Here is a 12,946-nt window from a genome sequence, read left to right on the forward strand (position 1 = left end):
TGATGCCACCCCTGCGCAGGTCAGACGTCGTCCCTGAGGGTCGGGACGATCGCCACCGGGCCGTGCGCGTGGTGCAGTACCGCATGGGCCACCGAGCCGATCTGCAGGGACATGGCCGTACGCCGCGGGTGGTGGCGGCCGACCACCACCAGGGCCGCCGACCGGGAGGCGTCGACCAGCCGGCCCGCCGGGTCGCCGGGGACCGCGGCCTGCTCCACGGGGACGTCCGGGTAGCGCGTGCGCAGGGGCGCCAGCCGCGCCGTCTGGGAGCGGAGCATCTCCCGCTCGGCCGGTACGCCGTCCCCCTCGTCGGCGAGGCCCTCCGGCGGGATCACCTCGAAGGGCCGGTCGATCACCAGGGCCGGGGCGGGCGGGACGGCGTACGCGGAGACCACCTGGACGGTGGTCCCCCGCACGGCCGCCTCCGCGAAGGCGAAGGACAGGACGTCGTCGGGCGTTTCGGCGGCGTGCAGTCCGAGCACCACGCGCCCGGCGGACTCCTCGGAGCCGGCCGCCCCGGCGCCGCGCTCGGCGTGCGGGACCACCACCACGGGGCACGGGGCCGTCGACGCCACCGCCCTGCTGCTCGAACCGAGCAAGAGGCTCGCGAAGCCGCCGCGGCCCCGGGAGCCCATCACCAGCATCAAGGCCCCCGCGCCGATCACCCGCAGCGCCTCGGGTACGGAGCCCTCCAGGGCCTCGTACCGGATCCCCTCGGGCAGCTCGGGGCCGCCGCCCAGCAGGGCCCGTACCCAGTCCTTCACGGGGTCGGCGAACTCCGCCGGCTGCGAGGCGTCGTGCAGGGCCGCCCGGCGGCCGGCATACAACTGGGCGTGGTCGGGCAGAACATGGGCGATCATCAGCTCCGTACCGTGCCGGACGGCTGCGGCCCTCGCCCACTCCAGGGCCTTGAGGCTGTGTTCGGACCCGTCGACGGCGGCGATCACCGGTGCGTTGCTCATCCGTCCAGCGTGCTGGGCGTCCGCGCGGGTCGCATCCGCAGGCCGCTGCGGGCGTAGCCGCCGCTTCGGACGCGAAGGGGCCGTGTCACCGCGTAGCCTTTTGGGTGCAGGTCGCGTCGTGCGGCCGTTTTTGCTGGTCGCAGGCTCAGTTTTGGAGGATGTTGTGCGTTTGCAGGTCGTCGATCACCCCTTGGTGGCGCACAAACTCACCACCCTGCGCGACAAGCGCACCGACTCCGCCACCTTCCGGCGGCTCGCCGACGAGCTGGTCACCCTGCTCGCGTACGAGGCCACCCGCGACGTGCGCACGGAGCAGGCCGACATCGAGACGCCGGTCGCCCCGACCACCGGCGTGAAGCTCTCCCACCCGCGCCCGCTGGTCGTACCGATCCTGCGGGCCGGCCTCGGCATGCTCGACGGCATGGTGCGGCTGCTGCCGACCGCCGAGGTGGGCTTCCTCGGCATGGTCCGCAACGAGGAGACCCTGGAGGCCTCCACGTACGCGACGCGCATGCCGGAGGACCTCTCCGGACGCCAGGTCTACGTCGTCGACCCGATGCTCGCCACCGGCGGCACGCTCGTCGCGGCGATCCAGGAGCTGATCAAGCGCGGCGCCGACGACGTGACCGCCGTGGTGCTGCTGGCGGCGCCCGAGGGCGTCGAGATCATGGAGCGCGAGCTGGCGGGCACGCCGGTGACCGTGGTGACGGCCGCGGTGGACGAGCGGCTCAACGAGCACGGCTACATCGTGCCGGGGCTGGGCGACGCGGGCGACCGGATGTACGGCTCGGCCGAATAGCCGTCCGACGGCCGGCCGGCCGGCACCGCGCACCGAAGGCGGAGCGGCCGGCCGGGACGCCGGTACGCGGTTCAGGCGTTCAGCACGTGGCGTTCAGCATTTGGCGGGCGCGGGCACGGGGTTGGCCAGGACGGCCAGCGCCTTGTCCGCGTCCTCCTTCGTACTGAGCTCCTTGAAGGCGTCGCCCAGGATCAGGTCGATGTCCGCGCCCTCGCGGGTGTCGGTCTGTTGGGTGGTGCCGGCGAGCTGGGTGCCCAGCACGGAGAAGGCGGCCTTGTCCGTCGTGGGGGAGCCCAGCAGTATCCCGGTGCCGGGGACCTTCTTGTCGAAGTCGGCCGGGGCGTTGCCGACGTGACCGATGACGAAGCCGCGTTTGGCCAGTTCGTCGCCGACCGCCTTGGCCAGGCCCGCGCGCGGGGTCGCGTTGTAGACGTTGACCGTGATCTCGCCGGGCGGCGGGAGCACGACCGCGGGTTTCGCGGCGGCCGAGGCGGTGGTGGCGGCGACGGGGCCGCCCTTGGCAGCGCCCTTGGGCGGCGTCGTGGGGCAGTCCTTGGCACCCGCAGCCGTGTTCCGCTTGGGGCTGTCGCCGCGGAACACGTCGATGAGCTGCAGTGCCCCGTAGCCGACCAGGGCAAGCGCGAGGACCGAGCCGAGGATGGCGAGGGCGATCCGAGGACGGCTCCGCTTACGGCTCATACGGGGGTAGGCGGCTCCCGTGACGCGGTACTTTCCGCCCATGCCGGGGGGAGTGAGCATGCTCATGGGCGCAGCGTAGTGCGGCCCGGTGGCGATGCCTACTAAATGATCTGCTGATAGGTCAATGGCGACCCGAAAGGCGCAATCTACGCGAACACGTCAGTCCATCTCGAGGACGCGGGCGTGCAGCACCTGGCGCTGCTGCAGGGCGGCGCGCACGGCGCGGTGCAGCCCGTCCTCCAGGTAGAGGTCGCCCCGCCACTTCACGACATGGGCGAACAGGTCGCCGTAGAAGGTGGAGTCCTCGGCGAGCAGCGTTTCGAGGTCCAGCTGTCCCTTGGTCGTCACGAGCTGGTCGAGCCGGACCGGGCGCGGCGCGACGTCCGCCCACTGCCGGGTGGTTTCCCTGCCGTGGTCGGGGTACGGCCGCCCGCTTCCGATGCGCTTGAAGATCACACGGAAAGCCTACCGGGCCCGCGCCTGCGGGCGCAGCCTCGAAGCGGTGGTGCAAAAGTGGCGAACAGTGCTATTTGGGGAGTGATCCATGAGCGAGAGCACCGAGCCCGCCGTCCCGGCGGACCAGACGGACCCAGCCGACAAGATCGCCGCCGGGTACGCCTTCACCGGACCCGCGCTCGATCTCGGGGCCCTCCTCTGGGACGGCGGCTGCCTGCCCGAGCGTCAGATCCGCATCCCGCTGTCGATGCTGGGCCGCCACGGGCTGATCGCCGGCGCCACCGGCACCGGCAAGACCAAGACGCTCCAGCTCATCGCCGAGCAGCTGTCGGCGGCCGGCGTGCCCGTCTTCCTGGCGGACGTCAAAGGGGACGTCTCGGGGATCTCGGCGCCCGGCACGGCCGGCCCGAGGATCGACGAACGGGCCCGGGAGGTGGCCCAGAAGTGGGAGCCGAACGCGTACCCGACCGAGTTCTACTCCCTCGGCGGGATCGGCCCCGGGATCCCGGTCCGCTCGACCGTCACGAGCTTCGGCCCGGTCCTGATGTCCAAGGTGCTCCAGCTCAACCAGACGCAGGAACAGTCCCTCGGCCTGATCTTCCACTACGCCGACACCAAGGGCCTGGAGCTGATCGACCTCAAGGACCTGCGCGCGGTCGTCGCCTTCCTCGTCTCCGACCAGGGCAAACCCGAACTCAAGGGCATCGGCGGCCTGTCCACGGTGACGGCCGGGGTGATCCTGCGGGCGCTGACGACCTTCGAGCAGCAGGGCGCCGCCGAGTTCTTCGGAGAGCCGGAGTTCGACACGAGCGAATTCCTGCGCACGGCCCCGGACGGTCGCGGACTGGTCTCCGTACTGGAACTCCCGGCGGTCCAGGACAAGCCCCAGCTCTTCTCCACCTTCCTGATGTGGCTGCTGGCCGACCTCTACAACGACCTGCCGGAGGTCGGCGACCTGGAGCGGCCCAAGCTCGTCTTCTTCTTCGACGAGGCGCACCTGCTGTTCAGCGGGGCCTCGAAGGCCTTCCTCGCCTCCATCACCCAGACCGTGCGCCTCATCCGCTCCAAGGGCGTCGGTGTCTTCTTCGTGACGCAGACTCCCAAGGACGTACCGGCGGACGTGCTCGCCCAGCTCGGCAACCGGGTGCAGCACGCACTGCGCGCCTTCACCCCCGACGACGCCAAGGCGCTGAAGGCGACCGTGCGGACCTTCCCCAACTCCCCGTACGACCTGGAGGAGCTGCTCACCGGGCTGGGGACCGGCGAGGCGGTCGTCACCGTGCTCAGCGAGAAGGGCGCCCCGACCCCGGTCGCGGCGACCCGGCTGCGGGCCCCGCAGTCGCTGATGGGGCCGATCGAACCGGCCGCCCTGGACCGGGCGGTGAAGTCCTCGCCGCTCTGGTCGCGCTACGCGGAGCCGGTCGACCGCGAGTCGGCGTACGAGAAGATCAGCGCCGAGCAGGCCGCGGCCGAGGCGCGGGCGGAGGCCGCCGCGGCCGCCGCCGAGGCCGAGAAGCACGCCGAGGAGGCGGAGAAGCAGGCGGAGAAGGAGGCCAAGGAGGCGGAGAAGGAGGCGGCGAGGGCCGCGCGCAGCGCTCCGAAGCCGGATCCCTCACTGGCCGAACAGGTGGTGCGCAGCGGGGTGTTCCGCTCGCTGGCACGCTCGATCGGGACCCAGCTGGGCCGGGAGATCTCGCGCTCCGTCTTCGGAACGGCGCGCAAACGGCGGTGACACCGCCGGGCGGCCTTCGAGGCGGAGTCGAGCGAACCGATTGCCGCTACCCGGGTGCGCGCTGACAGACTCGTCGCATGCGGACCGAACTCACCGACACCACGTCCAGCAAGGTCAACCGGGCGCTGCTCGAAGCCCGCCGGGCCGTAGGCAGCCCCGCCATGGGGCTGGTGCTGACCCTCGTCGTCGTCACCGACGAGGAGAACGCCTACGACGCCGTGCGCGCGGCCTCCGAGGCCTCGCGCGAGCACCCGTGCCGCATCATCGCGGTGATCAGGCGGGTCTCACGCGGCCCGCTCACGCTCCGCGCCACCCGGATGGACGCCGAACTGCGGGTCGCCGCCGACGCCGGGAGCGGGGAGGTCGTGCTGCTGCGCCTGCACGGCGCGCTGGTCGAGCACACCGCCTCGGTCGTGCTGCCCCTGCTCGTGCCGGACGCGCCCGTGGTGGCGTGGTGGCCGGCCGACGCCCCCGCCGACCTGGCGTGGGACCCGCTGGGCGCGCTCGCGCAGCGCCGCATCACCGACGCGTCGGCCGCCGCGGACCCGGTCGCCGTGCTCGACGAGCGGGCCGCGGGCTACCAGCCCGGCGACACCGACCTGGCCTGGACCCGGCTGACCCCGTGGCGGGCGCTGCTGGCGGCCGCCCTCGACCAGAAGCCGCTCCCGGTGACGGGAGCGACGGTGGAGAGCGAGGCCGGCAACGTCAGCGCCGAGCTGCTGGCGCGCTGGCTGGAGGACCGGCTCGGAGTGCCGGTCGACCGGGCGGAGAGCCCCGGCCCGGTGATCACCCGGGTCAGCCTGCGGACCACGGGCGGCGAGATCCGGGTGGACCGGCCCGCGGGCGCGCTGGCCACCCTGGTCCTGCCGGGGAGCGTGGACCGCAAGGTGGCCCTGAAGATCCGCAGCAACGCCGAACTGATCTCGGAGGAGCTGCGCCGCCTCGACGCGGACGTGGTCTACGGCTCCGCGCTGCGGCGGCGGCCGCTCCAGACGGGGCTCTCCGCGTAGTGGTTGTCGTAGGTCGCCGAGCTGTCCTTGATGTCCTGCACGGTGGCCTCGCCCGCGTTGACCCGGCCGAGCAGCCGGTAGTAGTCGAAGCGCGCCATGCCGGGGGTGAAGCCGACGAAGACGCTGGCCGTGTGGCCGGCGGCGGGCGCGAAGGCGTGCTTGACGCCCGGCGGGACCGCTATGAAGTCGCCGGCGCCCAGGGTGTGGATCTCGTCGTCGACGAGGACGTCGAGCTGCCCGGCGGTGACGTGGAAGAACTCGGTGGCCTTGGTGTGGAAGTGCACCGGGGCTCCGGCCGCGCCCTCCTCGAAGGTGGCGGTGTTGCAGGTGAGCTCGTCGGTGTCGGTGAGCAGGGTGATGAGGCTGCCGGGGGCGTCGTAGATGGCTTCGGCAGTGGCGGCGCGCGTCAGGTTCTCTGTCATGAGCCCCAATCTACGTTCGGGCAGCGGGAATTGGATCTTCCTTTTTCCGGCCGCGTCAGGACCCGCCGGCGGCCTTCGCGGCCTTGGCGGCGGCCTTCATCTCCTGCTTGTGCGCCCGCACCTTGGCCAGCGACTCCGGGCCCGTGATGTCGGCCGCCGAACGGTAGACGTTCGCCTGCCCGTACCCGCCCGCGGCCTCCCGCCACCCCGAAGGGCGCACACCGAGCCGCTTGCCCAGCAGGGCGAGGAAGATCTGCGCCTTCTGCTCCCCGAAACCCGGCAGCGCCTTGAGCCGCTTCAGCAGCTCCCGGCCCGTCGCGGCGTCGGCCCAGACCGCCTCCGCGTTCCCGCCGTAGTGCTCCACCAGGTACGCGCACAGCTGCTGGATCCGCGTCGCCATCGACCCCGGATACCGGTGCACGGCGGGCTTCTCGGAGAGCAGGGCGGCGAAGGCCTCCGGGTCGTACGCGGCGATGGCGTGCGCGTCCAGATCGTCGGCGCCCATCCGCTGCGCGATCGTCCAGGGCCCCGCGAACGCCCACTCCATGGGTACCTGCTGGTCCAGCAGCATCCCGACGAGCGCGGCGAGCGGGCTCCGGCCGAGCAGCGCGTCGGCGTCCGGCTGCTGCGCCAGCCGGATGGTGATGTCCTTGTCCATGGCACCAGCGTCCCGCGTGGGCGCGCTCCCCGCGCGGTCGGCACACCGCGCGCCTAGCGTGAGTACGACGACGGGTACGAGACGACAGCCACGAGTCGAGGAGCGATCGATCATGCCTGAGTTCTCCGAGGGCGCGCCGTGCTGGGTGGACGCGATGTTCACCGATGTGGAAGGTGCCAAGGCCTTCTACGGCGACGTGCTGGGCTGGACCTTCGGCGAAGCCAGCAGTGAGTACGGCAACTACACGCAGGCCTATTCCGACGGCAGGGCCGTGGCGGCCGTCGTGCCGCCGATGCCGGGGGTCGACGCGCCCTCGCAGTGGTGTCTGTACTTCGCCTCGCCCGATGCCGCGGCCACCGCCGAGAAGATCACCTCGGCCGGCGGCGAGGTGCTGATGGGCCCGATGCAGGTGGGCGCCTTCGGCACGATGGTGATCGCCAAGGAGCCGAGCGGCGCCGTCTTCGGTGTCTGGCAGCCGGGTGAGCACAAGGGCTTCGAGAAGACGGGCGAGGCCGGCTCGTACGCCTGGGCGGAGGTCTTCACCCGGGAACCGGCCAAGGCGGACGAGTTCTTTCCGAAGGTGTTCCCGTACGGCGCCCAGCAGATGGACCCGGGCGACGACCCCGAGACGGCGAACATCGACTTCAAGATCTTCAGTGTGGGCGACGGCGGGAACCCGGTGCTGGGCCGGATGAAGATGACCGACGAGTTCCCGCCGGAGGTCCCGCCGTACGTCCAGATCTACTTCGGGGTGCCGGACTGCGACGAGGCGGTCGCGAAGACGAAGAAGCACGGCGGGAAGCTGCACTTCGGGCCGATGGACAGCCCGTTCGGCCGGTTCGCGGCGGTCACCGACCCGCAGGGCGCCGCCTTCGCGGTGATCGACATGTCCACGACGGTCGGGGAGATGCCCTCCTTCGGCTGAGCCGCGCAGGCGGGTGGGGGTGGGGCGGGGCGGGGCGGGCGGCGGATCGCGCGGCCCGCCCGACCGTGAGGCCGTACCCCCGGGCAGACTTCGCTCCCTAAACGTACGTTCGAGCGGTGCGGGGGCGGATTCGATGAGGCGTGCAACGGTCTTGGCGGCGGCGGGATGCGGGCTGGTGATGCTGGCGGCGGCCTCGTGCGCGCCGCCCCCGGCGCCGCCGTTGGCACCGAAGGCCTCACCCCCGCCCGCGCCTTCGCTGCTGCTCCCGCCCTCGCCGGTGCCGTCGGTGCCGTCGGTTCCGGCGACGACTCCGACTCCGCCCTCGACGTCCGGGCCGGCCGCGCCGGTCGGGGAGGGGCAGGTCACGCCCGCCGACGCCCCGCTGCTGGAAGCGGTCCGCCGGCGCTGGCCGGTGGCCGCGGCGCAGGGCGACGACTCGATCATCGTGATCCACCGTGAGCCCGAGGCCGGCGCGGGCGAGTTCGCCTGGATGCCGGACGACCGCCACTACTGCCTCGCCGTGGTCCGTGGCGAGCGGGCGGACCTCGACTGCAGGCCGCTGCCCACGTCCTGGGCGCGGATCGGGATCCGACTGGTGACCAAGAGCGGGCTGCACCCCGGCGGGTCCGGCGAGCCCGGTGAGTCCGGCGCGAGCGGCACCCGTACGGTCTACTTCGCCATCGTGGACGGCGGCCACGGCCCGTACCGGTACGCAGGATCCGCGACGCCGAGCCCGGGCGCCGGGCCGGTCCGCGACGCCACGGCCGTCTTCGCCTCGGGCCGGACGCTGAGCCTGCTGACGTACGAACGCCCCTCCCCGGACGTCCTGCCGCGCGGCGGCCCCGACATCTGCAGCACGGACAACGCCGTCTGCTTCCCGGCGCTCGACGCCTACGTCGGCTAGGCGCCGCCGACCGGGCGGGCCACGGCGGCTCCGGACTGCCTCTTGCGAACGCTGTACGCATGAGCGTACGTTGTTCACACGCAAGCGAACGCTGTACGCAGCGACGCGAGGAAAACGGGAAGGGATCACCGTGGACGTGGACGTGGACGTGGACGTGGACAGGGCTGAGGCTCGCAATCCGCGACGCTGGCTCATCCTGATCGTGCTCTGCCTCAGCACCCTGGTGCTGGTCGTCGACAACATGGTGCTGACGGTGTCGATCCCGCCGATCGCTGAGGACCTCGGCGCCGGCGCCGAGGCCATCCAGTGGATCATCGAGTCGTACATCCTGGTCTTCGCCGGGCTGCTGCTCACGGCGGGCAGCCTGTCCGACCGCTTCGGCCGCCGCCGCGTGATGGTCGTCGGACTGGCCCTCTTCGGAGTCGCCTCGCTCCTCGCGGCCTACGCCGACTCCCCCGCCCAGCTCATCGCCGGCCGCGTGGTGATGGGCATCGGCGGCGCCCTCGTGATGCCGAGCACCCTCTCCATCCTGATCACCGTCTTCGACGAGGAGGAGCGCCGCAAGGCCATCTCCGCCTGGGGCGCGGTGGCCGTGCTCGGCCTCGTGGGCGGCCCGGGGCTCGGCGGCGTGCTCATCGCCCACTTCTGGTGGGGCGCGGTCTTCCTGATGAACGTGCCGATCGCGCTGCTCGCCATCGCCGCCGCGCTGATCCTCATGCCGGAGTCCAAGGGCCCCTGGCGGCGCCCCGACTTCGCGGGCATGGCCCTGTCCGTCACCGGTATGACGGCCCTGATCTGGACGATCATCGCCCTCCCGAAGGACGGCCTGACCGCCGCGTCCACCCTCACCGCGCTCGGCATCGCCGTGGTCGCCCTGACCTCCTTCGTCGTCCACGAGGTCCGCACAGACTCCCCGATGGTCCCGCTCGCCCTCTTCCGCGACCGGATGTTCAGCGGCGCCAGCTTCTCCCTCGTGCTGCTGACCTTCGCCAACGGCGGCCTGATGCTGGTCCTGACCCAGTACCTGCAGTTCGTCGGCGGCTACACCCCCACCGAGACCGGCCTCGCCTTCACCCCGCTGGCCGTCGCCACGCTCCTCTTCAACGGCCTCGGCGCCACCCTCGGCCGGAAGATCGGCAACCGCGTCATGACCGCCGTCGGCCTGGCGGTCATCGCCTCCGGCTTCGGCGTCCTGACCACCCTGGAAGCGGGTGACGGCTTCGCGCCGCTGGCCACCGCCATGGTGCTGATGGGCATCGGCAGCGGGCTGGCCATGCCGGCCGCCACCGCCGCCCTGATGGGCGCCGTCCCCGAGGAGCACGCCGGCGTCGGCTCCGCCCTCAACGACACCGTCCAGCAGGCCGGAGCCGCCCTGGGCGTGGCCGTACTGGGGGCCGTGCTCTCCACCACCTACGCCGCCGGGCTGCCCGGCTCGGCCCCGGACGCCGCCCGCCACTCCGTCGCCGCGGCGCTGACCGACCCGGCCCTGGCGGACGCCGCCCGCGACGCCTTCACCTCGGCGATGTCGGCGACCTTCACGGCGGCGGCGGCCGGAGTCCTGGCCGCCGCGGCCCTGGCCCTGGTCCTGATGCGCGACCGGACCCGAACCGGAGCCCCCGCGCCCCGAACCGAGACCCCCGAGCCGGCGAACCCCGTCGCGCACTGACCGGCGCACGGCAGGCTCCGGGAACGCAGAAGGCCCCGGCCGGTTTCCCGGTCGGGGCCTTCAAGTGCCCGGTGAGGCACTGGCGGAGGATACGAGATTCGAACTCGTGAGGGGTTGCCCCCAACACGCTTTCCAAGCGTGCGCCCTAGGCCACTAGGCGAATCCTCCGCCGCAAACAATACAAGACGTTGAGGGGTGCTCGCGAACGTGATCGTCGGCGGGAGGACGGACCGGGGTCCGGGTCGATTCCGGGGGCATCCATCCGCTAGGGTGGGGCCAGCCCCTCACGTGGCGCTATCTCACCCAACTCCCCCAGGGCCGGAAGGCAGCAAGGGTAAGTGGGCTCTGGCGGGTGCGTGGGGGGCGCTTTGCGCTCCCGGGGGCCTTGGTGGCGCCGGCGGGCCGCTGTTGTCGGTGGGCCCGGATAACCTCGTAGACGTGTCGTCCCTTGCGCTGTACCGCCGCTATCGCCCCGAGTCGTTCGCCGAGGTCATCGGGCAGGAGCATGTCACTGCACCGCTGATGCAGGCCCTGCGGAACAACCGGGTCAATCACGCGTACCTGTTCAGCGGGCCGCGCGGGTGTGGGAAGACCACCAGCGCGCGCATCCTCGCCCGGTGTCTGAACTGTGAGCAGGGTCCCACTCCGACCCCCTGCGGGGAGTGCCAGTCCTGCCGGGACCTCGCCAGGAACGGGCCGGGGTCGCTCGACGTCATCGAGATCGACGCCGCCTCGCACGGTGGTGTGGACGATGCCCGTGACCTGCGCGAGAAGGCCTTCTTCGGGCCGGCGTCCAGCCGCTACAAGATCTACATCATCGACGAGGCCCACATGGTCACCTCGGCGGGCTTCAACGCCCTGCTGAAGGTGGTCGAGGAGCCGCCGGAGCACCTCAAGTTCATCTTCGCCACCACCGAGCCGGAGAAGGTGATCGGGACCATCCGGTCCCGGACGCACCACTACCCCTTCCGGCTGGTGCCGCCCGGCACCCTGCGGGACTACCTGGGCGAGGTCTGCGGGCGGGAGGGAGCCACGGTCGAGGACGGTGTGCTGCCGCTCGTCGTGCGCGCCGGCGCCGGGTCCGTGCGTGACTCGATGTCCGTCATGGACCAGCTGCTCGCCGGCGCGGGCGAAGGCGGTGTGACGTATGCCATGGCGACCTCCCTGCTCGGGTACACCGAGGGGTCCCTGCTCGACTCCGTCATCGACGCCTTCGCGGCCCGGGACGGGGCGGCGGCCTTCGAGGTCGTCGACCGGGTGGTGGAAGGCGGGAACGACCCGCGCCGGTTCGTCGCCGACCTGCTGGAGCGGCTGCGCGACCTCGTCATCCTGGCCGCCGTGCCCGATGCCGGGGAGAAGGGGCTGATCGACGCCCCCGTCGACGTGATGGAGCGGATGCAGGCCCAGGCCTCCGTGTTCGGGGCCGCCGAGCTGTCGCGCGCCGCCGATCTGGTCAACGCCGGCCTCACGGAGATGCGCGGCGCGGCCGCGCCCCGGCTGCAGCTGGAGCTGATCTGCGCCCGCGTGCTGCTGCCCGCCGCCTTCGACGACGAGCGGTCCTTCCAGGCCCGGCTCGACCGGCTGGAGCGCGGTGGGGCCGCCGCCTTCGCCGCCCCGCCCGCCATGGGTTACGTGCCCGGGCCCGAGGCGCACGCCATGGCGCCCGCCGGTCCCGGCGGGGGTCCCGCCGCCGCGCGCGCCGCCGCCGCTGCCGCCCAGCCGCCCGCCCCGGTGCCGGCTCCCGCGCCGGTACGGACTCCCGCGCAGTCGGAGGCTCCGGGTCAGTCGGCGCCCGCCGCCCAGGCCCAGGCCCCGGCCGCCCAGGCCCATGCCGCGCCCGCAGCTTCCGCCCCCGCCGCCCCCGCCGCCGCGCCCGGCGCCTGGCCCGGAGCCGCCCAGCCCGGCAGCGGCGCCCCCGGCGCCTGGCCCGGAGCCGCGGCCCCGGCCGCCCCCGCGACGCCGGCAGCGCCCGCCGCCCCGGCCGCCGGTGCCTGGCCCAGCGCCTCCGCCCCCGGCCAGGGCGCGCCCGCGCCCGTCGCCCAGCCGGCGGCAGCCGCACCGGCCCCGGCTCCGGCCGCCGCCCCTTCCCCCGGCATGGCCGCCGGCGCCGGGCAGGTCCAGGCGATGTGGCCCGCCGTCCTGGAGGCCGTGAAGAACCGCCGCCGCTTCACCTGGATCCTGCTCAGCCAGAACGCCCAGGTCACCGGCTTCGACGGCACCACCCTCCAGCTCGGCTTCCCCAACGCCGGAGCCCGCGACAACTTCGCGAGCAGCGGCAGCGAGGACGTGCTCAAGGCGGTTCTGGCCGAGCAGTTCCAGGTCAACTGGAAGATCGACGCCGTGGTGGGCGGCGGTGGCCCGGCCCCCGTGGCCCAGGCCCCCTCCTCCTACTCCGCCCCGCCGCCCCCCGCCTACAACCCGCCGCCGGCGCAGCCCGCCCCGCAGGCGGCCCCCGCGCCCCAGTACCCGCAGCAGCAGCAGCCGCCCCAGCAGTCGGCTCCGGCCCCGCAGCCCCCCGTACAGCAGGCGCCCCCGCCGGTGGCCCCCGAGGACGACTTCGCGGAGGAGGACGATCCCGACCTCGTGGAGAGCGCCCTGACCGGACACGACCTGATCGTGCGCGAGCTGGGAGCCACCGTTGTGGAGGAATACACGAACGAGTAGCGGCCTCCCGATTGGGTGGCCGCACGAAACGCGCCACCGCGGCCGGGCT

The 12,946-nt window shown here is 72.9% G+C and carries 12 protein-coding genes, 1 tRNA gene and 1 other RNA gene; 8 read left to right on the forward strand and 6 right to left on the reverse strand.

The genetic code is table 11. The annotated features are described in order from the left end of the window. Positions 1-20: 20 nt before the first annotated feature. Positions 21-962: a universal stress protein gene (locus ACZ6JT_RS20180; protein WP_469211460.1), complete on the reverse strand. Its 942-nt coding sequence runs from the start codon at positions 960-962 to the stop codon at positions 21-23. Between the two features lie 163 nt (positions 963-1,125). Here ACZ6JT_RS20180 and upp point away from each other — a divergent pair, with 163 nt between their 5' ends. Further along, on the forward strand, positions 1,126-1,761 hold the full coding sequence (upp, locus tag ACZ6JT_RS20185) for a uracil phosphoribosyltransferase (RefSeq protein WP_030010426.1): 636 nt from the start codon (positions 1,126-1,128) through the stop codon (positions 1,759-1,761). 93 nt (positions 1,762-1,854) lie between these two features. Here upp and ACZ6JT_RS20190 read toward each other — a convergent pair whose 3' ends face one another. Together ACZ6JT_RS20190 and ACZ6JT_RS20195 are read right to left on the reverse strand one after the other, a co-directional pair. After that, positions 1,855-2,526: a LytR C-terminal domain-containing protein gene (locus ACZ6JT_RS20190; protein ID WP_469211463.1), complete on the reverse strand. Its 672-nt coding sequence runs from the start codon at positions 2,524-2,526 to the stop codon at positions 1,855-1,857. A 93-nt stretch (positions 2,527-2,619) separates the two neighbouring features. Then, positions 2,620-2,916: a type II toxin-antitoxin system VapB family antitoxin gene (locus tag ACZ6JT_RS20195; RefSeq protein ID WP_030010424.1), complete on the reverse strand. Its 297-nt coding sequence runs from the start codon at positions 2,914-2,916 to the stop codon at positions 2,620-2,622. A gap of 88 nt (positions 2,917-3,004) precedes the next feature. Here ACZ6JT_RS20195 and ACZ6JT_RS20200 point away from each other — a divergent pair, with 88 nt between their 5' ends. Together ACZ6JT_RS20200 and opcA are read left to right on the forward strand one after the other, a co-directional pair. Then, entirely contained in the window at positions 3,005-4,648 is a 1,644-nt protein-coding gene (locus tag ACZ6JT_RS20200; protein WP_469211465.1) for a helicase HerA-like domain-containing protein, read from the forward strand. Between the two features lie 77 nt (positions 4,649-4,725). Beyond that, the gene (opcA, locus tag ACZ6JT_RS20205; protein ID WP_469211467.1) at positions 4,726-5,658 is read left to right on the forward strand and encodes a glucose-6-phosphate dehydrogenase assembly protein OpcA; all 933 of its coding nucleotides are present in this window, start codon (positions 4,726-4,728) and stop codon (positions 5,656-5,658) included. On the opposite strand, the gene ACZ6JT_RS20210 is transcribed toward opcA, so the two are convergent. Beyond that, positions 5,607-6,080: a cupin domain-containing protein gene (locus ACZ6JT_RS20210; protein ID WP_365468327.1), complete on the reverse strand. Its 474-nt coding sequence runs from the start codon at positions 6,078-6,080 to the stop codon at positions 5,607-5,609. The two genes, opcA and ACZ6JT_RS20210, sit on opposite strands and share 52 nt — an antisense overlap. A gap of 55 nt (positions 6,081-6,135) precedes the next feature. Further along, entirely contained in the window at positions 6,136-6,738 is a 603-nt protein-coding gene (locus ACZ6JT_RS20215) for an HhH-GPD-type base excision DNA repair protein (RefSeq protein ID WP_469211470.1), read from the reverse strand. 112 nt (positions 6,739-6,850) lie between these two features. Between ACZ6JT_RS20215 and ACZ6JT_RS20220 the strand changes: the two genes are divergently transcribed. From ACZ6JT_RS20220 to ACZ6JT_RS20230, 3 genes are all read left to right on the forward strand, one after another. Further along, entirely contained in the window at positions 6,851-7,663 is an 813-nt protein-coding gene (locus ACZ6JT_RS20220) for a VOC family protein (RefSeq protein WP_469211471.1), read from the forward strand. A 133-nt stretch (positions 7,664-7,796) separates the two neighbouring features. Next, positions 7,797-8,567, forward strand: coding sequence for a hypothetical protein (locus tag ACZ6JT_RS20225; protein WP_469211472.1), 771 nt, complete (start codon positions 7,797-7,799; stop codon positions 8,565-8,567). 130 nt (positions 8,568-8,697) lie between these two features. Further along, on the forward strand, positions 8,698-10,233 hold the full coding sequence (locus ACZ6JT_RS20230) for an MFS transporter (protein WP_469211474.1): 1,536 nt from the start codon (positions 8,698-8,700) through the stop codon (positions 10,231-10,233). Between the two features lie 80 nt (positions 10,234-10,313). On the opposite strand, the gene ACZ6JT_RS20235 is transcribed toward ACZ6JT_RS20230, so the two are convergent. Next, a tRNA-Ser gene (locus ACZ6JT_RS20235) sits at positions 10,314-10,401 on the reverse strand. A gap of 108 nt (positions 10,402-10,509) precedes the next feature. Here ACZ6JT_RS20235 and ffs point away from each other — a divergent pair. Both ffs and ACZ6JT_RS20245 read left to right on the forward strand, forming a co-directional pair. Next, positions 10,510-10,604, forward strand: an RNA gene (gene ffs / locus ACZ6JT_RS20240) — signal recognition particle sRNA small type. A 67-nt stretch (positions 10,605-10,671) separates the two neighbouring features. Further along, the gene (locus tag ACZ6JT_RS20245; protein WP_469211477.1) at positions 10,672-12,897 is read left to right on the forward strand and encodes a DNA polymerase III subunit gamma and tau; all 2,226 of its coding nucleotides are present in this window, start codon (positions 10,672-10,674) and stop codon (positions 12,895-12,897) included. The last annotated feature ends 49 nt before the right edge of the window (positions 12,898-12,946 follow it).

The sequence above is a fragment of the Streptomyces sp. NPDC046308 genome (assembly GCF_055588065.1).

What these genes read in the sequence shown, in the direction of transcription:
- ACZ6JT_RS20180 (WP_469211460.1), bottom strand. Translation starts at nt 962, where the DNA reads ATGAGCAACGCACCGGTGATCGCCGCCGTCGACGGGTCCGAACACAGC.
- ACZ6JT_RS20190 (WP_469211463.1), bottom strand. Translation starts at nt 2,526, where the DNA reads ATGAGCATGCTCACTCCCCCCGGCATGGGCGGAAAGTACCGCGTCACG.
- ACZ6JT_RS20200 (WP_469211465.1), top strand. Translation starts at nt 3,005, where the DNA reads ATGAGCGAGAGCACCGAGCCCGCCGTCCCGGCGGACCAGACGGACCCA.
- opcA (WP_469211467.1), top strand. Translation starts at nt 4,726, where the DNA reads ATGCGGACCGAACTCACCGACACCACGTCCAGCAAGGTCAACCGGGCG.
- ACZ6JT_RS20210 (WP_365468327.1), bottom strand. Translation starts at nt 6,080, where the DNA reads ATGACAGAGAACCTGACGCGCGCCGCCACTGCCGAAGCCATCTACGAC.
- ACZ6JT_RS20215 (WP_469211470.1), bottom strand. Translation starts at nt 6,738, where the DNA reads ATGGACAAGGACATCACCATCCGGCTGGCGCAGCAGCCGGACGCCGAC.
- ACZ6JT_RS20220 (WP_469211471.1), top strand. Translation starts at nt 6,851, where the DNA reads ATGCCTGAGTTCTCCGAGGGCGCGCCGTGCTGGGTGGACGCGATGTTC.
- ACZ6JT_RS20225 (WP_469211472.1), top strand. Translation starts at nt 7,797, where the DNA reads ATGAGGCGTGCAACGGTCTTGGCGGCGGCGGGATGCGGGCTGGTGATG.